This is a genomic window from Devosia indica (assembly GCF_003056405.1).
In the GTDB taxonomy this organism is placed as follows: domain Bacteria; phylum Pseudomonadota; class Alphaproteobacteria; order Rhizobiales; family Devosiaceae; genus Devosia; species Devosia indica.
Genome location: NZ_PYVZ01000001.1, coordinates 329,152 through 351,782, shown reverse-complemented (window position 1 = coordinate 351,782; position 22,631 = coordinate 329,152). Strand labels below are relative to the sequence as shown.

Below are 22,631 nucleotides of genomic sequence, written 5' to 3'. Positions count from 1 at the left end.
AACAAGGGCCTAAATGAAGGGTCAGGGTTAAAGTCGACGAGTTTAATCAAACCATTATGACCAGACCGTCCGAAGACTTCCTCTCGGTACTCAACGCCCGCAGCCAGGACATTTTCCGGCGGCTGGTGGAGCGCTATCTCGATACCGGCATGCCGGTGGGGTCACGCGATCTTTCGCGCCTGCTGCAGGTCGAGCTCTCGCCCGCCTCGGTGCGCAATGTCATGGCGGACCTGGAGGATCTGGGGCTGATTGCTGCGCCGCACACCTCGGCAGGCCGCGCCCCGACCCAGCAGGGGCTGCGGTTCTTTGTCGATTCCATGCTCGAGGTTGGTGCCGTCAACGAGGCCGAACGCAGCCAGATTGCCCGCCATATCGAGGGCACGGCAGGCAATGCCCAGGTCGAGGACGTGCTGACCGAGGCTTCGTCTTTGCTGTCGGGTCTGAGCCAGGGCGCCGGGGTGGTCATCGCCGCCAAGGCCGATATGGTCCTCAAGCATATCGAATTCGTGCGGCTCGATGCCACCCGCGCGATGGCAATTCTGGTGGGCGATGACGGCCAGGTGGAGAACCGCATTCTCGACCTGCCGCCCGGCTATACGGCCAGCGCCCTGCAGCAGGCCGGCAATTACCTGGCCAATTATGTGGTCGGGCGTACCCTGGCCGAAGCCCGCAAGGTGCTCAATGAGCGCCGTGCCGAGCAACGGGCCGAACTGGACGAGCTGACCCAGAAACTGGTCGATGCCGGCATAGCGACGCTCGCCGAACCGGGGGGTAGCAGCGCGCCCACGGTCATCGTGCGCGGCCGCGCCAATCTGATCAACGATACCATGGCGAGCGACGAACTGATGCGCATGCGCCAGCTTTTCGATGAGCTGGAAAGCAAGGACGGCCTGCTTGAGCTCCTGGGCGACGCCGAACGCGCCCAGGGCGTGCGTATCTTCATTGGCTCGGAAAACAAGCTGTTTTCGCTCTCGGGCTCCTCGGTGATTCTCAGCCCCTATAAGGACGCCAATGACCGCATTGTCGGCGTGCTCGGAGTGATCGGCCCCACACGGCTCAATTATGCGCGCATCGTGCCGGTGGTCGACTACACCGCCAATGTGATCTCCTCGCTCATGGCAAGGAAGCGCGGCAAATAAGCGGCTGACGCTTGAATTCAAGCCGTCATTGGCCGATATGGCGGGCAAGAGTTTTTCATTGAATACGGAAGAAGACCGAATGAGCGACGAAAACGCCGCCCAGGGCGAAACGCCGGAAACCGAAAACCCGGAGACCGAAGCTGCACATGTCGATCCCGTCGAAGCGTTGATGGCCGAAAATGCCGAGCTCAAGGATCGCGTGCTGCGCACGCATGCCGAAATGGAAAATCTGCGCAAGCGCACCGAGCGCGATGTCGCCGATACCCGTACCTATGCCATTGCCGGTTTTGCCCGCGACATGCTGACCGCAACCGACGCGCTGTCGCGCGCCCTGGTGGTGATCCCGGCCGAAACCCGTGAAACTGCCGATGGGGCGCTCAAGAGCCTGATCGACGGCATCGAGCTGGCCGACCGCGAAATGCAGCGCCTCCTGGCCAAGCACGGCGTCAAGCCGATCGAGGCGGCGGGCCAGAAATTCGATCCGCACCGGCATCAGGCCATGTTCGAAGTGCCCAATACCGAAGTGCCCGAAGGCACGGTGGTGCAGGTGGTGCAGGAAGGCTTTGCCATTGGCGACCGCGTGCTTAGGCCTGCCATGGTCGGCGTCGCCAAGGGCGGTGCTGCCGCCGCGCCGGCGCCCGAGGCCAATGGCGATGCGGACGGCATCGACAAGAGCGCCTGAGGCGAACAGAACTGAGAACTAGAAAAGGGCGCCGTAAGGCGCCCTTTTTGTTGCAGCGTACGACGTGTTCTCGCCTGAGGCTGCAGAAAGCTCAGACGCCCAGCACACCGTCCACATCCGCCTTTGTCGGAATTGCCGGCTGCGCACCCGGCCTGAGACAGGCCAGGCTCCCCGCCACGGCCGCCCGGCGCAGCGCGGCTTCGAGCGCATAGCCGGCGTCGAGCCCGGCGGCCAGATAGCCGCAGAAGGTGTCGCCGGCGCCCACCGTGTCGACGGGCTTGACCTTGTGCGCGGCAACCGAAATGGGACCATCCGGCGTACGGGCGCGGGCGCCCTCGGGGCCCAGGGTCACCACAATGGTCCGGCCCGTGCGGTTGACCCAATCCTGCATGGCCATGTCCAGTTCCTCGATCGGCCGGCCGGTGAGCAGCGAAAACTCGGTCTCATTGGCCACAACGATATCGGCCAGCGGCGCCAGCTTCTCCGTATCGGGCAGGAAAGGGGCGGTATTGAGGATCGAGCGCGCGCCCGCCTGCCGGGCGATTTCCAGGGCCTTACGGGTGGCGGCCTGCGGCACTTCCTGTTGCACCAGCAGCGTGTCAGAAGCCGATAGCCTGGCAAGGCCGCGCACCGCATCCTCCGCGCTGACCGTGCCATTGGCGCCGGGCAGGATGGCGATGACGTTCTCCCCGCCCGCATCGACAAAGATCATGGCAATGCCGGTCGCCGCCTCGGCCTTGCGCAACTGGCTGAGATCGACCCCGCCATCCTTGAGCAGCGCGGTTGCCAGATCGGCAAAGGCGTCGTCCCCCACAGCCGAGACATGCAGCACCTCCGCCCCCGCGCGCCGCGCGGCCAGCGCCTGATTGGCCCCCTTGCCGCCCGGCGCCATGGAAAAGGTGCCGCCTGCCACGGTTTCGCCCGGCTTGGGCAGGCGGGTGACAGTGCCGATCTGGTCGAGATTGGTGGAGCCGAAAACGGTGATCATTCAGAGGATCTTTTCTATCGTGTTCCAGTTGCGCATGGTGTCGAGATTGGTCTTGCCGATCCTGGCATAGAGCGGCTTGAGCACCTCTTCGACATGCTCGGTATAGCGCCCATCGGGCTGGCGGTAGGCAGCAATATAGATCTCGCGCGGATCAATGCGCAGGATTTCGGTGTTGCCCGGCAGGCTGTCGAGCACGACGCCCTCGGGCAGCGGCTGGTCGAACATCAGAACATGGCGGGTAAAGTCGGCCTTGCGGTCCAGCGTGCCGAAGGGGTGATCGTCCAGCATGGCCTCGAGCTCATCGCGGGCGCGCAGCACCACGCCGACCGGAAAGCCGAACCGGGCTTTGATGGCCTTTTCAAGCCTGGGCTTGATGGCGTCACCCGCGCCGCTGGCACGGAGCCGGGCATTGCCGCTGGCGGCAATGGTCTTGACCTCGGCAAAGCCGGCGGCTTCCAGACAGTCTTTCAGTTCGGCCATCTTCATGCGCCGATTGCCCAGATTGATCCCGCGCAGGAAGGCCCCCCAGACCTGGCTCATGGCTTGGTCTTTTGCGGATAGATGGTCTCGCCGCGCGCCAGCATGGCCACGTAGTCGGCGATGCGCTTTTTCCGGCCGGCCTCGGTCTTGAGCGAGATGGTGCGGAAGGTCAGGGCAAAGCGGTTCTGGGAGGACAGCCCATCATAGGTCTTTTGCGCAGCCGGATCGGCGGCAATCGCGGCCAGAAGATCGGCTGGCGGGTCCTGATTGGTCTTGTAGGCCGCGTCCCAACGACCGTCTGCCTTGGCCGCCTCAACGTGTTTGAGGCCATGTTCGGTCATCAGGCCCTGTTCGACCAGCCGGGCGACATTGTCGCGATTGATCTGACTCCACACCGATCTGGAGCGTCGCGGGCAATAGCGCTGCACAAAGCTTTCCGCGTCCCAGCTCTTCTTGATCGCGTCGATCCAGCCCCAGCACAGCACCGCATCGATTGCTTCCACCGCCGTGATGGTGGGCTTGCCCGAGGCCTTCTTGAAGATGCGGATCCAGATTTCGTCCGCCTGGTCGTGGTTCTTCGCCAGCCAGGCATAGAAGGCGTCGAAATCGACAAATTCGCGCAGCTTGTCCGTCGGAACGCTGACCGGTGCCATGGCCCTAGGCCGCAGGTGCCGGTTTGGGCGCCAACAGGGCCGAAAGCACACTGTCGAGGCGCTCGTTCTGCGGCAGGGTAATGCCGAAATCGGCGGTCAGGACCTGTTTGATCTCGTCGAGCGTCGCCAGTTCACGATATTCGGCCTCTTCGCCGCTGGGTTGGCGCGTGTATTTGGTATTGTGCAGCTTCAAGCGCCTGCCGCTGGGTGCCAGCGCTACCCGCAGCTCATGGGTGAAGGGCGAGGCCGGGTCGGTGGCGGTGTGCTGGTTGATCGGGGCGATATCGTCTTCGCTGACCTGATCGAGATTGAACACATAGACCGGGCGCCAGTCATCGGCGAGCTTGACTTCCAGCGTCCAGTCCGGGTCGCCGCCGGTCAGGCGGAAGGTCTCATGCGGGGTTGTCTGGGCGCTCTCGGCCCGCAGGCGCAGCGGGGTGGTGAGCGTCAGACCGCCAAAGCCCACATCGGCAATGTGGTTTTGTCCATTGATTTCAACGAGCAAGAGCAAGTGGCTCGGTGGCAGGCTGGGGCCTTCCGGATTGGTCCAGACCACCCGCGCCAGCAGGGGCCGCACGGTGTAGTCGAGGTCCTGGAGCATGCGCATGAACAGCAGATTGTGCTCAAAGCAATAGCCGCCGCGCCGCTCGGTCAGGAGCTTCTTCTCAAGGCTCGGCTGATCGAGCCGAACGGGTTCTCCCAGCAGGGGCCCCAGATTCTCAAAGGGAATAGCGGCCGGGTGCAGCGCATGCAGCAGGTCCAGCGTGGAAAGTGTCGGCGCAATGGAGCCGGCAAATCCGATTCGCTCGAAATAGCCTTTGAGATTGACCTTTTCAGGCATTAGCCACCCATGCCGCTATTGAAACCGAGGCTCAATATGGTCACGCCGAACGCCTTTGTCACTGGCTGGCCAGCAATTGGCCACACCCCGGAGCGGCACTCAGGCCTGCGCCCTGCGAACGCGGATCACCACGTCGACATGGGACACTTCCATGCCATCGGGCGCCTTGGGCAGCGCCTTGAACTCGACGGACTCCGCCGGAATATCGATCATCCGCTGCTCATCCTCGACGTAGAAATGGTGATGGTCCGAGGTGTCGGTGTCGAAATAGGAGCGTGAGGCATCGATTGCCACCTCGCGCAACAGACCTGCTTCGTGGAACTGGTGCAGCGTATTGTAGATGGTGGCCAGCGAGACGTTCACATCGGCCGAACTGGCCTCGCCATGCAATTGCTCGGCACTGACATGGCGATGCGGGCCGGCGAACAGCAGCTCGGCCAGGGCAACGCGCTGCCGGGTTGGCCTCAGCCCTGCCATACGCAGAACGGCCGTCAGGCACGGCTTGCGGGATGGAACGGGCCGGGCGGCGGTATCGCGGTCGGGCATAGGGCCTTTAAGTCTCGTCATTTAGGTCCACAATTGAACCCATCTTATAATGGTCACCGCCCGTTCATACAAGCGCGGCGCCGGGCGGGCACCGGGATCACGCCTTTTGGCTGGCTTGACCCTTAACCGGCGCCCCTATACGAGACGAGGCTTGAGCGAGAGCGAGGAGCTTTGATGGCTGAGCGGCAGCACGCATTCGACTACGAGGAATTGTTGGCCCATGGACGCGGCGAATTGCCGGGACAGGGCGATGCCCGCCTGCCGGCCCCGCCCATGCTGATGTTCGACCGGATCACCTCGATCACCGAGGATGGCGGCACCTATGGCAAGGGCCAGGTGCGCGCCGAACTCGACGTCAATCCGGACCTGTGGTTCTTCAAGTGCCATTTCATCGGCGATCCGGTGATGCCCGGCTGCCTGGGCCTGGACGCAGTCTGGCAGATGACCGGCTTCTTCCTGTCCTGGATCGGCCAGCCCGGCAAGGGCCGCGCGCTGGGCGGTGAAATCAAGTTCACCGGTCAGGTGACCGATGACGTCAAGCTGGTTGAATATGGCATCGATCTCAAGCGCGTCATGCGCTCGCGCCTGACGCTGGGCATTGCCGATGGCTGGGTCAAGGCTGACGGCAAAGTGATCTACGAAGCCAAGGATCTGCGCGTTGGTCTGTTCACAGAAGCCCAGCTCCACGAGCAGAAGACCGCCTGACGGCCTTAATCCAGGCCCGAAACGACTTATACTAAGTGCGACGCCGACCCCGATGCGAACGCACGAAACGACTGAAACGAGGACGAAATGAGACGAGTTGTCGTCACCGGCATGGGTATCATTTCTTCGATCGGCAACTCGCTCGACGAGGTGACGGCAAGCCTGCGCGCTGCAAAGCCGGGTATCGTGTTTGCAGAAGATTATGCCGAGCTTGGCTTCCGCAGCCAGGTCAAGGGCGATCCGCGCCTTGATCCGTTCGAGCAGCTCGACCGCCGCGTCACCCGGTTCATGGGCAAGGGCGCGGCCTGGAACTACCTGGCCATGCAGCAGGCCATTGCCGATGCCGGACTGGAAGAGAGCGATATCTCCAACCCCATGACCGGTATTGTCATGGGTTCAGGCGGCGCCTCAACCCGCACCATCGTTGAGGCCGCCGACATTACCCGCAAGAACAATTCGCCCAAGCGCATCGGGCCGCTGGCCGTGCCCAAGGCCATGGGCTCGACCGCATCGGCAACGCTGGCCACACCCTTTGGCATCAAGGGCATCAATTATACCATCACCGCCGCCTGCGCGACGTCCAAGCATTGCATCGGCAATGCCATGGAGCAGATCATGCTGGGCAAGCAGGACATCGTGTTTGCCGGCGGCCATGAGGATCTGGACTGGACCCTTTCGGACCTGTTCGACGCCATGGGTGCCATGAGTTCGGACTTCAATGATAATCCGGCCAAGGCCTCCCGCGCCTATGACGCGGCGCGCGACGGGTTTGTCATTTCCGGCGGCGCCGGGGTGCTGGTGCTCGAAGAATATGAACACGCCAAGGCGCGTGGCGCGAAAATCTGGGCCGAGCTGGTGGGTTATGGCGCCACCTCTGACGGGCTCGACATGGTCGCGCCCTCGGGCGAAGGCGCCGAGCGTTGCATGCGCATGGCGTTGCAAAACATCAAGGCGCCCATAGACTATATCAACCCGCACGCCACCTCGACCCCGGTTGGCGATCTGCGCGAGATCGAAGCGCTGCGAGCGGTCTTTGGCAATGAGGACAAATGTCCGCCCATTTCAGCCACCAAGTCGCTGACCGGGCACAGCCAGGGCGCCACGGGCGTGCATGAATCGATCTATTCGATCCTGATGATGGCCAACCGTTTCATCGCCGAAAGCGCCAATATCGAAACCCTCGATCCGGCCTTCGAAGACATGCCGATCCTGCGCCAGCGTCGTGACGACGTCGATCTGGGCTATGTGCTGTCGAACAGCTTTGGTTTTGGCGGGACCAATGCGGCTCTGGTGTTCAAGCATCCGGATGCTTAGCAGGCGATCCGCATAGCGGAAGAAAGGCTCCAGTGGAGCCCTTCTAGCCAATAGGGCCATGAGAGCTACGCGCGAATGGCGGTAGCCTTCTTCTCCCCCGAGGGCGAGGGGAACAGGCCGCAGTGTACCGGCTAGTATCCCAACTCCGAAAAGCTGGCCTCGCGCGCATCATAGACCAGCAGCCGCCCCACTAGCGGTGTTCCGACACCTGTGGCCAGCTTGATGGCCTCCATGGCCATCAGCGTGCCGATGACGCCGGTGACCGGGCCCAATATGCCATTAAGCTCGCAGGAGGGCAGGGCGTCGTCGGCAGCTTCGTCGGGATAGAGCGCGGCATGGGTCGGGCCGCCCAGATGCGGCGCAAAGACGGTTGCCTGGCCGGAAAACATCGAAACGGCACCCGAGACCAGCGGCTTGCCGAGCCGCTCGCACGCCGCCGCGACGATCCGGCGGGTGACCAGATTGTCGGTGCCGTCGAGCACGATGTCGGCGTCATCCACGAACGCATCGGCATTGGCCTCGGTGATCGCTTCGGCGTGGAGGCCAAGGGCGACATGCGGATTGAGCGCGCCTGCAAAGGCGCCGGCGCTGTCCGCCTTGCCGGTGCCAATGGAGGCCGTCGTGTGGATGACCTGCCGCTGCAGGTTGGTGAGCGAGACCGTATCCGGGTCGACAATGGACAAGTGACCGACGCCGGCCGCGGCCAGATAGGCGATAGCCGGACTGCCCAGCCCGCCGGCGCCGACCACCAGCACGCGCGCGGTTTTCAGCTTCTGCTGCGCTGCCCCGCCAAACCCCTTGAGCACCAGATGACGCGCATAGCGCCGGGTTTCCTCGGGGGTGAACGGGCCCTCAGAGGCCAAGGGGAACCGCCAGGAAGCGCCGGTCCGGCCCTTCAAAACCGCCCGGATAGACCGAGATGATGGCCACCGCATTGGACAGTGTCGTGCCCTGGAACGGCATCACCACCGAATGGATGCGATAGTCGGTCGGGCAACCGCGCGAGCGGGGCAGATTGCCGTCACGATGGATCAGGCGGGTGGTGCCGCTATCGGCAATCGAAAGCTCATAGCCCTTGGGCGCCACGCCGAACCACTCTGCACAGGGGCTGGTGGCCGCCGTGTCAAATGTGTCCAGCGTGAGCGTGTAGTCGCCCGATACCGCGCCCGGCCAATAGGCCGGTGCCCCGAAATTGAGGCTTGCCGCATCCGTGCCGGGCACGCCATCTCCGATCAGTGCGGCGATCTCGACCGGGACCTCAATCGAAAAGCTCTCGATGTGACTACTGGCCTTGTCGGCGACCGCCGCCCGGATGTCCACAAGGCTGGTCTCTTCGCTTTCCGCCTGCAGCCGCACCGGCGTGCCCACCACCCAGCTATCGGTATCAAGGTCCACGACATAGAGGTTGGAATAGGCAAAGCCCGATCCGTCCTGAATGCCGAATTCCTCAAAGGCGAAATAGCGGAAATCGGGCGAGAACCCGACATAGTCGATCAGGGCCCGATCACCGGCCAGGGCCGGCTGGCTGAGGCCCCAGAGGGTCAGCGCGCTAGCGGCCAGTCGAGCCGTGGCCACCAGTCCCGCGTTCGGTTGCATCCAGTTCATCCACTTCCACCAGTTCCACGGCGCTGACCTGCGCCACCACCATCTGCGCCACGCGCTCGCCACGGCTGAGCGCAAAGGGCAGTTTGCCATGGTTGATCAACATGATTTTGACTTCGCCGCGATAATCCGCGTCAACCGTGCCAGGCGAATTGAGCACCGTGACGCCGTGCTTGGCGGCCAGGCCCGAGCGGGGCCGGATCTGCGCCTCATAGCCATCGGGCAGGGCAATGCTGAGCCCGGTGGGCACCATGGCATAGTCGCCCGGCGCGATCGTCAGGGTCTCCTCCGCGTCAATGGCGGCGCAGAGGTCGAGCCCGGCCGCACCGGCAGTCTGTTGGCGCGGCAGGGGCAGGCCCGCGCCATGCGCGAGCCGTTTCACATTGATCCGGACAGTCACGGTGCGCGCACCACGGCAAACAATTCATCGGGCAGGCCAGCATCGCCATTGATCAGCGCGAGCATGTCGATGACCTGTTCGGCGCGTGTCCTGTCGGCCGAAATGGTCATGTTGGTCTCGACAATTTCGGCGCCGGAAATGCCGATGGTCATGGTCCGGCCTTCAAAGAAGGCTTCGACCATCTGGCGGGTCTGCTCGTCCATATCGTCTTCGGCGCCCAGTTCGGCCTGCATGTCCGCCGTGGGCAGGGCCACGCGAACCAGGCCCGGACCGGCTTCGGTGAAGGTCATGCCGCCTTCATCCTGGCCCAGATCGAGATCGGCGAAATTTCCCTCCTCGGTGATGATGCAGGTGGCGCTGCCGTCGCTGTTCTCGGTCAGTTCACCCTCGGCGCAGAAACTGTCGTCCTGCTCCTGACCGCTTTCGGCGCTCATCTTGACCATGGAGTAGATGTCGGCACTCATGACCTGGGTCATGGTTGCCTGGGCCGTGCTGGGGCTGGTGATGGCCACATCGATATTGACGTCGATGCAACCGGCCAGTCCCGCTGCAAGCAAGGCGGCCGCAGCCAGCTTGCCGAAAAGTTTGACGCTCATAAAGCTTCTCCCATGCTTGCCGGCGGCCGCCGCCGGTGAACGCAATCTATGTGCCGCGCCGCGCCATGAACAGATCATTGCGCCGCCTTTTGGGGTCAGCTTCCGACCAGCACGCGCCAGAGCAGGGCCAGGATCAGCCCCAATGCCGCCAACAAGACGACCAGCACTGTATTGCGCATCAGCCTGTCGCGCGGGCGGTTGACCATGGCACGGTGCTCGGCCAGGGCCAACTCGGCCTGGGCGATCAGCGCCGGTACCCGTCCGGCCGCCTCGCCAATCCGGCTCAGATGCCCGGCCAGATCCTCGATCCGGCCAAGCGGGCCTTCCTCGCGCCGCAGCCATTCCCCGACCACAGGCTCGGCCACCGTCCAGATGTCGAGATCCGGGTCAAGCGTGCGTGCCACGCCCTCCACCAGCACCATCGACTTTTGCAGCAGCACCAGCTCGGGCCGGGTCTGCATGTCGAACAGATCGGTGATGGTGAAGAGCTGGCCCAGCACCTTGGCCATGGAAATGTCGGCTGCCGTGCGCCCATGCAGTGGCTCGCCAATCGAGCGAATGGCCAGGGCAAAATCCTCGACCGACTGGCTCTTGGGCACATAGCCCACATCGAAATGGCGCTGCGCCACCAGGCGATAATTGCGGGTGATGAAGCCGTAGAGAATATCGGCCAGGAAGCGGCGCTCATCCTTGCCGATCCGCCCCATTATGCCGAAATCGACCGCGATCACATCGCCGGTTCTGGGGTCGGCAAACAGATTGCCCGGATGCATGTCGGCATGAAAATAGCCATCGCGAATGGCATGGCGGAGGAAACTCTGCAGCAATTTGGCGGCCAGCGCCTTGCGGTCGATCCCGGCCTTGTCGATGGCGGCATGATCACGAATGGGAATGCCATGCATCCAGCTCGTGGTCAGCACATTCTGCGCCACCTGGTCCCAATGCACCTGCGGAATGACAAATCCCTGGTCATTCTTGATGTTCTCGGCCATTTCGGAGATGGCGGCGGCCTCAAGCCGCAGATCCAGTTCGAGCCGCATGGAATGGTCAAGCGTGCGTACGACCTCGGTGGGCCTGAGACGCCGGCTGGCCGGTGACAGGGTCTCGGCCAGCCTGGCTCCGGCATACAGGCTGTCGGTATCTGCATGAAAGCGCTCGGCAATGCCCGGGCGCAGCATTTTCACCGCGACCAGAGTGGGCGCCTGACCCGGCGCGCGCAGTTTCGCCTTGTGCACCTGGGCAATCGAGGCGGCAGCAATGGGCTCGCTGATTTCAGTTAGCTGTGCTGCCTTGGCGCCCAATGCGGTCTCCAGAATGCCCGGCACCAGCTTGGGGTCGAATGGCGGCATCTTGTCCTGCAGGCCGGAAAGATCGGCAGCGGCCTGGATGCCGACAATATCGGGCCTTGTGGCCAGGGTCTGGCCGAATTTCACATAGGATGGCCCGAGCTTGTGCAGCGCGGCGTTGAGGCGCTCGATGCTGCCGGTCTTGCGCACGGCGCGACGCTCGACAAGGCGCGCCATGGCAATCCCCGCCTTCATCATGGGCGGCAGGGATTCGGCCGGCAGCACGGAAAACGCGCCCTCGCGCGCCAGCACCCAGCCGGCATGGAACAGGCGGAAGGTCGAAGCGATGGACATGCGCTAGAGTTTCCAGCCCGAAAACAATGTCGCGATATTGCCGGTAAAGCTCTGATGCTTGACGCGCCTGAACCCCGCCTGACCCAGCATGGCCGAAAACTCGGCCGGGGCCGGGAACTTTCGGATCGACTCGATGAAATACTGGTAGGGCTGGGCGTCGCCGGTCACGACCCGGCCCATGGGTGGAATGAGCTGGTCGGAATAGAGCCTGTAGACGGCGTCGAACCCCGGCACGTCGACCTGGGAAAATTCGAGCACCAGAATGCGGCCGCCGCGTTTGAGCACCCGGTGGGCCTCGTCGAGCGCCTTCTGCACGCGCGGCACGTTACGAATGCCAAAGGCAATCGTGTAGGCGTCAAAACTCTTGTCTTCGAACGGCAGGTCTTCGGCGTTAGCCTCGAGAAATTCCACCTGTTCCGGATAGCGCCAGGATTTTGCCCGTTCGCCACCGACCCGCAGCATGTCCGCATTGATGTCCGAAACCACCACCTGGGCATAGCCGAGCGAGGCGTTGACGATGCGCTCGCCGATATCACCGGTACCCCCCGCCATGTCGAGCACCTTATAGGGACGCGATCCGGTCTTTGGAGGCGCCAGCTCTGCAACCATGGCGTCCTTCCAGAGCCGGTGCACGCCCATGCTCATCAGGTCGTTCATCAGGTCATAGCGATCGGCGACATCGTGGAACACCTTGTCCACCAGCCCCTGCTTGTCCTCCAGGGCGACGGTCTGTTCGCCGAAATGGGTCGTCTCGCGGGTCTCGGTCATGGCAAGGGCCTTTTTCAACCGGCATTGGGGTCGATAGATTGTGTATCGTCCCTATACATAAGCCTTTATGGCTTGCCCATGCCACAAAGCCGCGCAGGGTGAAGGAGTTGTCACATGCCTGAACTGCCCGAGGTCGAAACCGTCCGCCGGGGCCTGGCGCCCTGGCTTGAGGGTGCGACCATCGAGAGCGTGACGCTCAACCGGCCCAATCTGCGCTTCCCCTTCCCGACCGGACTGAAGGACGCGCTGGAGGGCCAGGAGGTCACCCATGTCGGGCGGCGGGCCAAATATCTGCTGCTCGGGCTCTCGGGCGGCGCGACCCTGCTCAGCCACCTGGGCATGACCGGGTCCTGGCGCTTTGCCGAACATCCCATCGACAAGCCGCCGCGTTATTATGAGCCGGGCACTGAACCCAGGCACGACCATATGGTCTGGGCGCTCCGCCATCCCGAACACGGACGCAGCCACCTGATCTATGCCGATCCGCGGCGTTTCGGTTTCATCGACCTTTATGCCGACCTTGCCGAGAGCCCCTATCTGCAAGGGCTGGGACCCGAACCGCTCGGCAATGAATTTTCTGCTGCACAATTGGCCACCGCCTTTGCTGGCAAGAAGACCCCGATCAAGGCGGCCTTGCTCGACCAGCGGGTGGTGGCCGGGCTGGGCAATATTTATGTGGCCGAGGCGCTGCATCGCGCTCATATCCTGCCCACGGTGCTGGCCGGCACTTTGGTGACCAGGACCGGCCGGCCCAAAAAGGCGCTGGAAGACCTGGCCATGGCCGTGCGAGAGGTCCTCACGGCAGCCATCGAGGTGGGCGGTTCCACCATTCGCGATTTCCGCAGCGTTGCAGGGGCCGGCTACTTCCAGCACAACTTCGCGGTTTACGACCGGGAAGGGGATCCCTGTCCGACCCCGATGTGCACCGGGGTGGTCCGGCGCATTATGCAATCGGGTCGCTCGACCTTCTATTGCCCGAAATGCCAGAAGGCGCCTTGAGGGCCGGCCGGGCGCCTGAATCCAGTTGACGCCTTCCGGCCTATGTCCTATAGACCCCCCGACTTGGCGGCAGCGTGCCGCCGCTTTCATTTCATCCCGGACGGTTGGGGCGCCCTTTAGGCGCACAGTCTGCCGGTTGGACGACCCAAGAGGACCACCATGGCCAATACGCCGTCAGCCAAGAAGGCGACCCGCAAGATTGCTGCCCGCACCGCGATCAACAAGTCGCGTCGGAGCCGCGTGCGTACGTTCATTCGCAAGGTCGAGGAAGCGATCACCGCTGGCGATCATGCAACCGCCTTCGCTGCGCTCAAGGCAGCCGAGCCCGAGATCCACCGCGCTGCCGGCAAGGGTATTGTCCATGCCAATCTGGCGGCCCGCAAGGTCTCCCGCCTCAACAGCCGCGTGAAGGCCCTCAACGCCTAATTCGCGGTCGGTCAAGGCGCTTCCGCGCAAGCGACCAATGCGCTACAATCCGGGCTCCGCAAGGGGCCCTTTTTGTTGCATGGACGTCAGGCAGGTTTTTTCGCGATTGTTCTGTCACATGACTAAATGGTGACACTCTCTCGGGCGATAGAACGAAGCGTGAAGGAGCGTTTTTTCCCAGCGTTGTCAGTGGGTTCGCCCATCAATGAGGTGATGGCAGGCTCTGCGGCCAAGGGCAGAAAATCGGTGCGGTGAAAAATTATTTTACCATGCTGAAAGCCGCTAAGTGTTCGAATCTGCCTTGAGTCACAGGCCCTTGCCGGAGGTCGCTTTTGGGGACCGGCGGACCCCAAAAATACGACCTCGGAGTCAAGCCCCTTTTTCAATGATTCACGTGTTGCGGGTCCAATTTGGTGCCTCTAATGTACTTTGGCCGGCGGGGAAAAAGAGGGGTGGAACGACCCTCCTGAACCACCGGTCGGCTCCCGCCAGGGAGTCGGGTTTGGGGCAGTGCCGGCAGCGATGCCGGTCATTTCAGCCAGTGATTTTTGTGTCGGCCGCAATTGCTGTGGTCCGTCAAATTTGAGTTGGCATCGTTCATTCGACCACAGGCCGGGCAGGCCGGGTTCAAGTGAAAGGTCAATTGACAAACGGTGGTTCAGAGCCGCCGGACAATAGAATTGTGTCCGCCTGAGCGGACGCAGGGGCGAAGCCGTGTCTTGCTCAGGGCCTGCAAAGGCGAGCAGACACATCAAACAGATCAGGGGCATTTCCGGGGCTTTGCGGACCGGAGAAGCGGCAAAACAGAATGGGGCAAGACACGATGATGCGACAGGCGACCGCGGGAAGAGACGATTGGGCTGCGGCCAACTCCTCTTCTCCTTCCAATACCAGCAAAGGCGGTACTCCTGTCATGGCCATGTCCGACGTTTCATCCCAGGATCAGCGCGAACTCTGGACCCGCGTGCGGGCCCGGCTGAAAGCGAGCGTGGGCGAGGACGTCTTCACCTCATGGTTTGCCCGCCTTGAGCTGGAGGAACTGGTGGACGATCTGGTGCATTTGAGCGCGCCGACGCGGTTCCTCTGTTCCTGGGTGCAATCCAACTATGCCGATCGCATTGTCGAAGCCTTCCGCAACGATGTTCCCGAGGCGGCGCGCCTGCAGGTGACCATGCGGGTCAATGGCCAGGCCCGTCCCCGCCTCGCCCCTGTCGCCGAAGTCGTCCCCGAAGCCCCGGCCGCCCAGCAGACCGCGCCTGTCGCCACGGCGCCTGCTGCCACCCCGCGCCTGGTGCGCGACAATGCCAAGTCCGGCGACGCCCTATCGGGCAGCGCCATCGACCCGCGCATGACCTTTGACAGTTTCGTGGCCGGCTCGGCCAATGAGATGGCGCTGGGCGTTGCCAAGCAGATCGCCAATGCCGCCATCAACAATGCCGTGACCTTCAATCCGGTCTATATTCATTCCACCGTGGGCCTGGGCAAGTCGCATTTGCTCAACGCCATTGCCCATGCCGTCGGCCAGGCCGACCCGTCCAAGAACATCGTCTATCTGACCGCCGACCACTTCATGTACCATTTCATCACCGCCGTGCAGCGCCAGAGCGCGCTTGGCTTCAAGGAATGGCTGCGCCGCGTCGACCTGCTGCTGATCGACGACATGCAGTTCCTGCAGGGCAAGTCGGCGACCGAATTCGGCCACACGTTGGGCGCCCTGCTGACCGGGGCCAAGCAGGTCGTAGTGGCTGGTGACGCCCCGCCGCGCGATCTCGAAATGCTCGACGAACGTGTCCGCTCGCGCCTTTCCGGCGGGCTGGTCGTGCCGATCTCCACCTTCGATCACGAATTGCGCCGCGACATCGTCCAGCGCCGTGCCGACCAGGTCAATTCCCGCTTCGGCATGCAGTTCCCGGTTGCCGTGATCGACTACATCGCCCGCGCCGTGGTCAGCCATGGCCGCGATCTCGACGGCGCCGTCAACCGGCTGGTGGCCGCCAACCAGCTCACCGGCGAACTGATTACGGTGCCTTTGGCCGAAAAGACCCTGGCCGACCTGATCCGCGCCCGTGACGCCAAGCGCGTGCGCATCGAGGATATTCTCAAGATCGTCTCGCGCCACTACAAGGTGCCGCGCAACGAATTGCTTTCGGCCCGCCGTTCGCGCGACGTGGTGCGCCCGCGCCAGATCGCCATGTATCTGGCCAAGGCCCTGACCAGCCGCTCCCTGCCCGAAATCGGGCGGCGCTTTGGCGGTCGTGACCACACCACGGTGCTCCATTCGGTGCGCAAGGTCGAGCAGATGATCAAGGATGATCTGGAGCTGGGCCAGGAAATCGAATTGCTCAAGCGCATGCTTGAAGAATAGCCTTTATCCCGCCGGATTGGCCGGGCAAGGATCGGATATGGTTCAAATCCTTGCCCGCCTGTTTGCTCTATCCGTTCTCGCCCTGTCCTCCGCGCTGGCCCAGGATGAACTGCCGGTCCTGACGCCGGAAGACCGGGCCGCGCAGAACCTGGCCATTGCCACCTCGGTCCAGGACCAGCTTCTGGCCTGCTGGGCCCTGCCGGCGGGCTATGAGGATCGCTCCATTTCCATCCGCCTGGCCTTTCTGGGCGATGGTACGCTTGATGGGGATCCCTATATCGTGCCCGAAAGCGTGCGCACCGCCGGGCAGTATCCCGAACTGATGCGCTCGATTGCGTCCGCCATTGCCACCTGCCTGCCATTTGAAGGGCTGATCGGGCTGGGGGCGGGGCCGGGTGAACGGTTCGACATCACCGTGCATTTCAGTTCCTGAAGTCCACAGCTAGGATGCGGCCAAAAGCCCCCTCGGCCTTGCCAATTTCCCATGAAACTGTAAACGTCCCAACCCCGGCTCGCGCCGGGTTTGGCTGTCGCGTATGTCCGGGAAGAAGAACTCCATGAAAGTCACGCTCGAACGCAATCATCTGCTCAAGTCGCTGAGCCATGTGCATCGGGTGGTCGAGCGCCGCAACACCTATCCGATCCTGGCCAATGTGCTGTTCAAGGCATCGGACGATCGGGTCGAACTGCGCGCCACCGACCTTGATATCGAAGTGACCGAAAGCGTGCCGGCCATGGTCTCGACGCCGGGCACCACCACCGTGCCGGCCCATACGCTTTACGAGATTGTCCGCAAGCTTTCCGATGGCGCCGAAGTGCGGCTCGAAACCGATGGCGGGGAGAACATGGTTCTCACCTCCGGCCGCTCGCGCTTTAACCTGGCCTGCCTGTCGCCCGACAGCTTCCCCGATCTCAAATCCGGCGCCTTTGCGCATGAATTCGACATCGCCGCAGCCTCCTTGCGCGAGCTGATCGAGCGCACCCAGTTCGCCATCTCCAATGAGGAGACGCGCTATTATCTCAACGGCATCTATTTCCATGCCGTGGACAATTCCGCTGCCGGTGCGCTGTTCCGCGCCGTGGCCACCGACGGGCACCGCATGGCCCGCGCCGAGATGGCTGCCCCCAGCGGCGCCGAAGGCATGAGCGGCATCATCGTGCCGAAAAAGACCGTAGGCGAAGTCCAGAAGCTGCTCGACGGCGTCGATGGCGATGTGCATGTCGAGGTTTCCGACACCAAGATCCGCTTTACCGTTGGTCCCGTGGTGCTGCTCTCCAAGCTCATCGAAGGCACCTTCCCCGACTATGACCGGGTGACGCCCAAGAACAACGACAAGCAGATGCTGGTCGACAAATCCGGTTTTGCCATTGCCGTGGATCGCGTTTCGACCATTGCCTCGGATCGCGGCGGCAAGGCGGTCAAGCTTTCGGCCAGGGATGGCCTGCTCGAGCTGTCCGTCACCAATCCCGATCACGGCACGGCCAGCGAGGAAGTGGCGGTGGACTTCGATACCGACGGCTTCGAGATCGGCTTCAACGCCCGCTATCTGCTCGACATCATCCAGCAGATCCGCTCCGAGAGCGCCGTGTTCCTGTTCAACGACGCCAATTCCCCCACCCTGGTGAAGGAAGAAGGCGAATCCAGCGCGCTCTACGTGCTGATGCCGATGCGGGTGTGAGGCGGGCACTCCGCGCTTGCTTTGACATCGATACCCCTCACCCGTCTCGGCCTGCAGCCGATCCACCCTCTCCTACAAGGGGAGAGGGGTGAGCCGGTGGTCACCAATTGCTCGTGGCTCCCGTCTCCCCTTGTGGGAGAAGGTGCCCGAAGGGCGGATGAGGGGGACGTAGCAGCATGATCCGCCACATCTCCCGCCTGCGCCTGACCGCATTCCGTAACTATGCCTCCGCCGCGCTCGACCTCGACGGTCGCCACGTGGTGCTGACCGGCCCCAATGGCTCGGGCAAGACCAATCTGCTCGAAGCCATTTCCGTGCTCTCGCCGGGACGCGGCCTGCGCGGCGCCAGTTTTGACACGCTGCAATCGCAGGGCTCCGACCTGCCCTGGGCGGTGGCCGCGACCATCGAGACCGATGCCGGGCCTGCCGATATCGGCACGGGCGCCTTGCCCGATGGCGGGCGCCGGGTGCGCATCAATGGCGCCAATGCCCGCTCCATCGAGGCGATGAGCGACTATCTGCGCGTGCTCTGGCTGACCCCGGCCATGGATGGGCTGTTCTCCGGCCCCGCGGGAGATCGCCGCCGCTTTCTCGACCGGTTGGTGACCACGCTCATCCCGGACCATTCCGCGACCGTCTCGGACTTCGAGAAAGCCATGCGGCAACGCAACAAGTTGCTGGAAGAGGAGGGCGATCCACGCTGGCTCAGCGCCATCGAGGCGCAGATGGCCGAGCTTGGCGCCTCGATCCACCTCAACCGCACCGATAGTCTGAGCCATTTGCAGGCGCTGATTGCCCAGAGCCTGGACGACACCAGTTTCCCGGCGGCCCGGCTCTCGCTGACCCCTTTATTCGAGGACCTGGTCGAGCCGGCGACCTCGGCCGGACTCGAAACAGTGCTGGCGCAGCGCTGGCATGCGCTGCGCCCCCTTGATCGGGCGGCCGGACGCACCACATCAGGACCACACCGCGTCGATCTCGACGTCATCCATGCGCAAAAATCTATGCCCGCGGCGCTTGGCTCCACCGGCGAGCAGAAGGCGCTGCTGATCGGGCTGATCCTGGCCCATGCGCGGCTCGTGCGGTTGCGCACCGGCATCGTGCCGTTTCTGCTGCTCGACGAGATTGCCGCCCATCTCGATCCGGACCGGCGCCGGGCCCTGTTTGCGGCGCTGGACGGGCTGGAGACCCAGTGTTTCCTGACCGGCACCGACCCGGTGCTGTTCGAGGCGCTCGAGGGGCGGGCGCAGCAGATCGGGGTGCGCGAAGGGCGCTTGGCGCGCAAGGGCTGAAAATCCCCCGCAAATACGCCTCAAACGGCCAATATCCTTGGGGTTTCAGCCCCATTCGGCTAGAACAGAACTCACGTGAAATCGACTGATTCGGACCCCATGAGCGACAGCGAAAACCCGATCCCGACCGAATATGGCGCCGACAGCATCAAGGTGCTCAAGGGCCTCGATGCCGTGCGCAAGCGCCCGGGCATGTATATCGGCGATACCGATGACGGATCGGGCCTGCACCACATGGTCTATGAGGTGGTGGATAACGCCATCGACGAGGCGCTGGCCGGTCATGCCGACCTGGTCACCGTCACCCTTAATGCCGATGGTTCGGTGAGTGTGACCGACAATGGCCGTGGCATCCCGACCGGCATCCACAAGGAAGAAGGCGTTTCCGCCGCCGAGGTCATCATGACCCAGCTCCATGCCGGCGGTAAGTTCGACCAGAATTCCTACAAGGTGTCCGGTGGCCTGCACGGCGTGGGCGTCTCGGTGGTCAATGCCCTCTCGGTCTGGCTCAAGCTGCGCATTCGGCAGAAGGGGAAGATCCACGAGATGAGCTTCACCCACGGCGTTGCCGATGGGCCGCTCGAAGTCGTTGGGGACTATGAAGGGCGCTCGGGCTCCGAGATCACCTTCATGCCCAGCTCCGAAACCTTCACCATGATCGAGTTCGACTACAAGACGCTCGAACATCGCCTGCGCGAACTGGCCTTCCTCAATTCAGGCGTTCACATCCTTCTGGCCGACCATCGCCATCCCGAGCCGGTCGAAGTGGATCTGTTCTACGAGGGTGGCCTCGAGGCCTTCGTCAAATATCTCGACAAGTCCAAGGTGCCGGTGCTCGAAAACCCGATCACCATGCGTTCGGAAAAGGACGGCATCACAGTCGAAGTGGCCCTGCAGTGGAACGATAGCTACCACGAAAATGTGCTGTGTTTCACCAACAACATTCCCCAGCGCGATGGGGGCACCCATCTGGCCGGCCTGCGCGGCGCGCTGACGCGCCAGGTGACCGGCTATGCCAACAGCTCCGGCATTGCCAAGAAGGAAAAGGTCGAGCTCTCTGGCGATGACACCCGCGAGGGCCTGACCTGCGTGCTTTCGGTCAAGGTCCCGGACCCCAAGTTCTCGTCCCAGACCAAGGACAAGCTGGTCTCCTCCGAAGTTCGCCCGGTGGTCGAGAACATCGTCAATGAAAAGCTCGGCCAGTGGTTCGAGGAGCATCCCAACGAAGCCCGCACCATTGTCGGCAAGGTGGTGGAAGCCGCCGCTGCCCGCGAGGCGGCCCGCAAGGCGCGCGAGTTGACCCGCCGCAAGGGGGCGCTGGAAATCTCCTCGCTGCCCGGTAAGCTCGCCGATTGCCAGGAGCGCGATCCGGCAAAAAGCGAAATCTTCATCGTCGAGGGTGACTCGGCCGGTGGATCGGCTAAGCAGGGGCGTGACCGCTCCAATCAGGCCGTTCTGCCGCTGCGCGGCAAGATCCTCAATGTGGAACGCGCCCGCTTTGATCGCATGATCAGCTCCGACCAGGTCGGCACGCTGATCACCGCGCTGGGCACCGGCATTGGCCGTGAAGAGTTCAACGCCGACAAGCTGCGCTACCACAAGATCATCATCATGACAGACGCCGACGTCGACGGCGCCCATATCCGTACCCTGCTGCTCACCTTCTTCTATCGCCAGACGCGCGAACTGATCGAGCGCGGCCATATCTACATTGCCCAGCCGCCGCTCTACAAAGCCACGCGCGGCCGCTCCGAGCTTTATCTCAAGGATGAGCGGGCACTGGAAGACTATCTGCTCGATGGCGGCATCGAAGATGCGGTGTTCACCACCCAGGACGGCACCACCCATGCCGGCCAGGACCTGTTGGCCATTCTGCATCAATCGCGTGAAATCGTGAACGCGATCAACAATCTCAACACCCGCTACAATCGCAACCTGGTTGAGCAGGCCGCCATTGTCGGCGGGCTGGATCCCGAGGGCATCGCCAATCCCGACAGGAGCGGGGAAACGCTCAAGCGCGTCGCCAACCGGCTCGACCGCATTTCCGACGAGCTGGAACGCGGCTGGACCGGCGAAGTCACCGACGAGGAGGCCCTGGCCTTCTCCCGTACGGTGCGCGGCGTCACCGAAACCCACCACATCGACCGGGCCCTGCTGCAAAGCGCCGATGCGCGCAAGCTTCGCCAGCTCGCCGACCGGCTGGACGAGCTGTTCGGCGGCGTGCCGACGCTGACCCGCAAGGGCGAGACGATCAACATCTTTGGCCCGGCGAGCCTGTTCAAGGCCGTCACCGATGCCGGCCGCAAGGGCGTTTCCATGCAGCGCTATAAGGGCCTTGGCGAAATGAATGCCGAGCAGCTCTGGGAAACCACGCTCGACCCCAATGCCAGAACCCTGCTGCGCGTCGAAATCGACCAGACCGACGAAGCCGACCAGATTTTCACCGCCCTGATGGGCGACCTGGTGGAGCCGCGCCGCGACTTCATCCAGGACAACGCGCTCAATGTGAGCAATCTGGATGTCTGAGAGCCGTGCCGAAGGCAAAATCTCCCCAGTGGGGAGATTTTAGGCGAGCAGGCCACGAAGGCTAAGCCTGAGTGGCAGGACGTGCCGAAGGCAAAATCTCCCCAGTGGGGAGATTTTGGCGGGCTAGGCCATGAGAGCTATGCTCGAATGGCGGCACCCGGTCAGATGGCAGAGGGCCCTATGGGCAGCACTCAAGTGGGAGCAACGCCCCAAGCTGGAGGGCTCGGCGATGAGTGGCGACGAGATCGAATTGCGGGGCGGTCAGGTTAACAAGGTTGTCCGCATCGGTGATACCGTTAGGCGCACCATGGCCTGGGATCGAGCAGTCGCCCACCAATTGCTGCGTCATCTGGAAAAACACGGATTTGAGGGTGCGCCAAGGTTTCTGGGGCTGGACCCTCTTGGACGCGAAATTCTGACTTATCTGCCGACCGACCTCGATCACGATGCCGATGGCTTCTCCGACGACCAATTGACTGCCGCTGCAGCCCTGCTGCGCCGCTATCATGACGCGACCTTGGATTTCACTCCGGTGGTTAGGGCGGGCGCAGAAGTGCTCTGCCACAACGACTGGACGCCGGCCAATACGGTGTTTCGCAACGCCAACCCCTACGGCATGATTGACTTCGACACTGTTGCGCCCGGCACGAGGCTTTGGGACGTGAGCTATAGTGCCTGGACCTGGCTCGATCTCAGCGACCCGGCCTTTTCGGCCGATGAACAGTTGCGGCGGCTGGAGCTGTTTTGCATGGGCTATGATCATCCCTCTTGCACCGTCGCGCATATGGCGGGCTATATCCCCACCCGGCAGGCCGGTCGCGCGCGCTGGGCGAGGGATCGCAACATGCCTGAGGCCGAGGCCTGGGCTCTCAAATGCATGTACTGGACCGTCCAGAACCTGAGCGAGCGCGTTCATCGCACGGGTCTGCCTGAGACCTGATCGCTCTGCGCGCCGTCAGTTGTTCACCCTGACGGATCAGTCCGTTCTCA

General features: G+C 63.1%; 22 protein-coding genes and 1 pseudogene. 12 read left to right on the top strand and 11 right to left on the bottom strand.

Features of this window, described 5'->3' with window-relative positions; all coding sequences use genetic code 11:
- The first annotated feature begins 56 nt into the window (after positions 1 to 56).
- Together hrcA and grpE are read left to right on the top strand one after the other, a co-directional pair.
- The gene (gene hrcA, locus DDE76_RS01750; RefSeq protein ID WP_104892513.1) at positions 57 to 1,139 is read left to right on the top strand and encodes a heat-inducible transcriptional repressor HrcA; all 1,083 of its coding nucleotides are present in this window, start codon (positions 57 to 59) and stop codon (positions 1,137 to 1,139) included.
- Positions 1,105 to 1,821, top strand: a pseudogene (gene grpE / locus DDE76_RS01745) (nucleotide exchange factor GrpE); the annotation flags it as partial. The gene hrcA and the pseudogene grpE, both read left to right, overlap by 35 nt.
- A gap of 91 nt (positions 1,822 to 1,912) precedes the next feature.
- Here the strand turns inward: grpE and DDE76_RS01740 are convergent.
- The 5 genes from DDE76_RS01740 to irrA form a co-directional block, all read right to left on the bottom strand.
- Positions 1,913 to 2,809: a ribokinase gene (locus DDE76_RS01740; protein ID WP_104892512.1), complete on the bottom strand. Its 897-nt coding sequence runs from the start codon at positions 2,807 to 2,809 to the stop codon at positions 1,913 to 1,915.
- On the bottom strand, positions 2,810 to 3,349 hold the full coding sequence (locus DDE76_RS01735; RefSeq protein ID WP_104892511.1) for a DUF1697 domain-containing protein: 540 nt from the start codon (positions 3,347 to 3,349) through the stop codon (positions 2,810 to 2,812).
- Positions 3,346 to 3,942: a YdeI/OmpD-associated family protein gene (locus tag DDE76_RS01730; RefSeq protein ID WP_104892510.1), complete on the bottom strand. Its 597-nt coding sequence runs from the start codon at positions 3,940 to 3,942 to the stop codon at positions 3,346 to 3,348. Before DDE76_RS01730 ends, DDE76_RS01735 begins: the two co-directional genes overlap by 4 nt.
- 4 nt (positions 3,943 to 3,946) lie before the next feature.
- Complete coding sequence (locus DDE76_RS01725; protein WP_104892509.1) at positions 3,947 to 4,783, bottom strand: arylamine N-acetyltransferase family protein; 837 nt, start codon at positions 4,781 to 4,783, stop codon at positions 3,947 to 3,949.
- Positions 4,784 to 4,882: 99 nt separating this feature from the next.
- Complete coding sequence (irrA, locus tag DDE76_RS01720) at positions 4,883 to 5,329, bottom strand: iron response transcriptional regulator IrrA (protein WP_104892508.1); 447 nt, start codon at positions 5,327 to 5,329, stop codon at positions 4,883 to 4,885.
- A gap of 174 nt (positions 5,330 to 5,503) precedes the next feature.
- On the opposite strand from irrA, the gene fabA reads away from it, so the two are divergent.
- A complete protein-coding gene (gene fabA / locus DDE76_RS01715; RefSeq protein WP_104892507.1) occupies positions 5,504 to 6,034 on the top strand; it encodes a 3-hydroxyacyl-[acyl-carrier-protein] dehydratase FabA in 531 nt (176 codons plus the stop codon).
- An 87-nt stretch (positions 6,035 to 6,121) separates the two neighbouring features.
- Positions 6,122 to 7,348 (top strand): beta-ketoacyl-ACP synthase I, encoded by a 1,227-nt coding sequence (gene fabB / locus DDE76_RS01710; RefSeq protein WP_104892506.1) that lies wholly within the window; start codon positions 6,122 to 6,124, stop codon positions 7,346 to 7,348.
- 131 nt (positions 7,349 to 7,479) lie between these two features.
- Here the strand turns inward: fabB and DDE76_RS01705 are convergent, their stop codons facing one another.
- The 6 genes from DDE76_RS01705 to ubiE form a co-directional block, all read right to left on the bottom strand.
- Positions 7,480 to 8,211, bottom strand: coding sequence for a HesA/MoeB/ThiF family protein (locus DDE76_RS01705; RefSeq protein ID WP_245891760.1), 732 nt, complete (start codon positions 8,209 to 8,211; stop codon positions 7,480 to 7,482).
- Positions 8,201 to 8,944 (bottom strand): DUF2259 domain-containing protein, encoded by a 744-nt coding sequence (locus DDE76_RS01700; protein WP_157955622.1) that lies wholly within the window; start codon positions 8,942 to 8,944, stop codon positions 8,201 to 8,203. The genes DDE76_RS01705 and DDE76_RS01700 overlap by 11 nt, the downstream gene beginning before the upstream one ends.
- Entirely contained in the window at positions 8,898 to 9,350 is a 453-nt protein-coding gene (gene dut, locus DDE76_RS01695) for a dUTP diphosphatase (RefSeq protein WP_211197755.1), read from the bottom strand. Before dut ends, DDE76_RS01700 begins: the two co-directional genes overlap by 47 nt.
- A complete protein-coding gene (locus tag DDE76_RS01690; RefSeq protein ID WP_104892503.1) occupies positions 9,347 to 9,946 on the bottom strand; it encodes a hypothetical protein in 600 nt (199 codons plus the stop codon). The genes dut and DDE76_RS01690 overlap by 4 nt, the downstream gene beginning before the upstream one ends.
- A 95-nt stretch (positions 9,947 to 10,041) precedes the next feature.
- Positions 10,042 to 11,586 (bottom strand): 2-polyprenylphenol 6-hydroxylase, encoded by a 1,545-nt coding sequence (ubiB, locus tag DDE76_RS01685; protein WP_104892502.1) that lies wholly within the window; start codon positions 11,584 to 11,586, stop codon positions 10,042 to 10,044.
- A 3-nt stretch (positions 11,587 to 11,589) separates the two neighbouring features.
- Entirely contained in the window at positions 11,590 to 12,354 is a 765-nt protein-coding gene (gene ubiE, locus DDE76_RS01680) for a bifunctional demethylmenaquinone methyltransferase/2-methoxy-6-polyprenyl-1,4-benzoquinol methylase UbiE (RefSeq protein ID WP_104894809.1), read from the bottom strand.
- A 114-nt stretch (positions 12,355 to 12,468) separates the two neighbouring features.
- Between ubiE and mutM the strand changes: the two genes are divergently transcribed.
- The 8 genes from mutM to DDE76_RS01640 all read left to right on the top strand — a co-directional run bounded on the left by mutM (position 12,469) and on the right by DDE76_RS01640 (position 22,581).
- Positions 12,469 to 13,353 carry a bifunctional DNA-formamidopyrimidine glycosylase/DNA-(apurinic or apyrimidinic site) lyase gene (gene mutM, locus DDE76_RS01675; RefSeq protein ID WP_104892501.1) on the top strand — a complete coding sequence of 295 codons (885 nt, stop codon included), beginning with the start codon at positions 12,469 to 12,471 and terminating at the stop codon, positions 13,351 to 13,353.
- A gap of 159 nt (positions 13,354 to 13,512) precedes the next feature.
- Positions 13,513 to 13,779, top strand: coding sequence for a 30S ribosomal protein S20 (gene rpsT / locus DDE76_RS01670; RefSeq protein ID WP_104892500.1), 267 nt, complete (start codon positions 13,513 to 13,515; stop codon positions 13,777 to 13,779).
- A gap of 919 nt (positions 13,780 to 14,698) precedes the next feature.
- Complete coding sequence (gene dnaA / locus DDE76_RS01665; protein ID WP_104894808.1) at positions 14,699 to 16,144, top strand: chromosomal replication initiator protein DnaA; 1,446 nt, start codon at positions 14,699 to 14,701, stop codon at positions 16,142 to 16,144.
- A 37-nt stretch (positions 16,145 to 16,181) separates the two neighbouring features.
- Positions 16,182 to 16,577, top strand: a complete 396-nt coding sequence (locus tag DDE76_RS01660; protein ID WP_104892499.1) for a hypothetical protein — start codon at positions 16,182 to 16,184, stop codon at positions 16,575 to 16,577.
- A 124-nt stretch (positions 16,578 to 16,701) separates the two neighbouring features.
- The gene (dnaN, locus tag DDE76_RS01655) at positions 16,702 to 17,823 is read left to right on the top strand and encodes a DNA polymerase III subunit beta (protein ID WP_104892498.1); all 1,122 of its coding nucleotides are present in this window, start codon (positions 16,702 to 16,704) and stop codon (positions 17,821 to 17,823) included.
- Positions 17,824 to 17,999: 176 nt separating this feature from the next.
- Positions 18,000 to 19,115 (top strand): DNA replication/repair protein RecF, encoded by a 1,116-nt coding sequence (gene recF / locus DDE76_RS01650; RefSeq protein ID WP_104892497.1) that lies wholly within the window; start codon positions 18,000 to 18,002, stop codon positions 19,113 to 19,115.
- Between the two features lie 99 nt (positions 19,116 to 19,214).
- Positions 19,215 to 21,641: a DNA topoisomerase (ATP-hydrolyzing) subunit B gene (gyrB, locus tag DDE76_RS01645; protein ID WP_104892496.1), complete on the top strand. Its 2,427-nt coding sequence runs from the start codon at positions 19,215 to 19,217 to the stop codon at positions 21,639 to 21,641.
- Positions 21,642 to 21,870: 229 nt separating this feature from the next.
- Positions 21,871 to 22,581 carry a phosphotransferase gene (locus DDE76_RS01640; protein WP_157955621.1) on the top strand — a complete coding sequence of 237 codons (711 nt, stop codon included), beginning with the start codon at positions 21,871 to 21,873 and terminating at the stop codon, positions 22,579 to 22,581.
- Positions 22,582 to 22,631 lie beyond the last annotated feature (50 nt).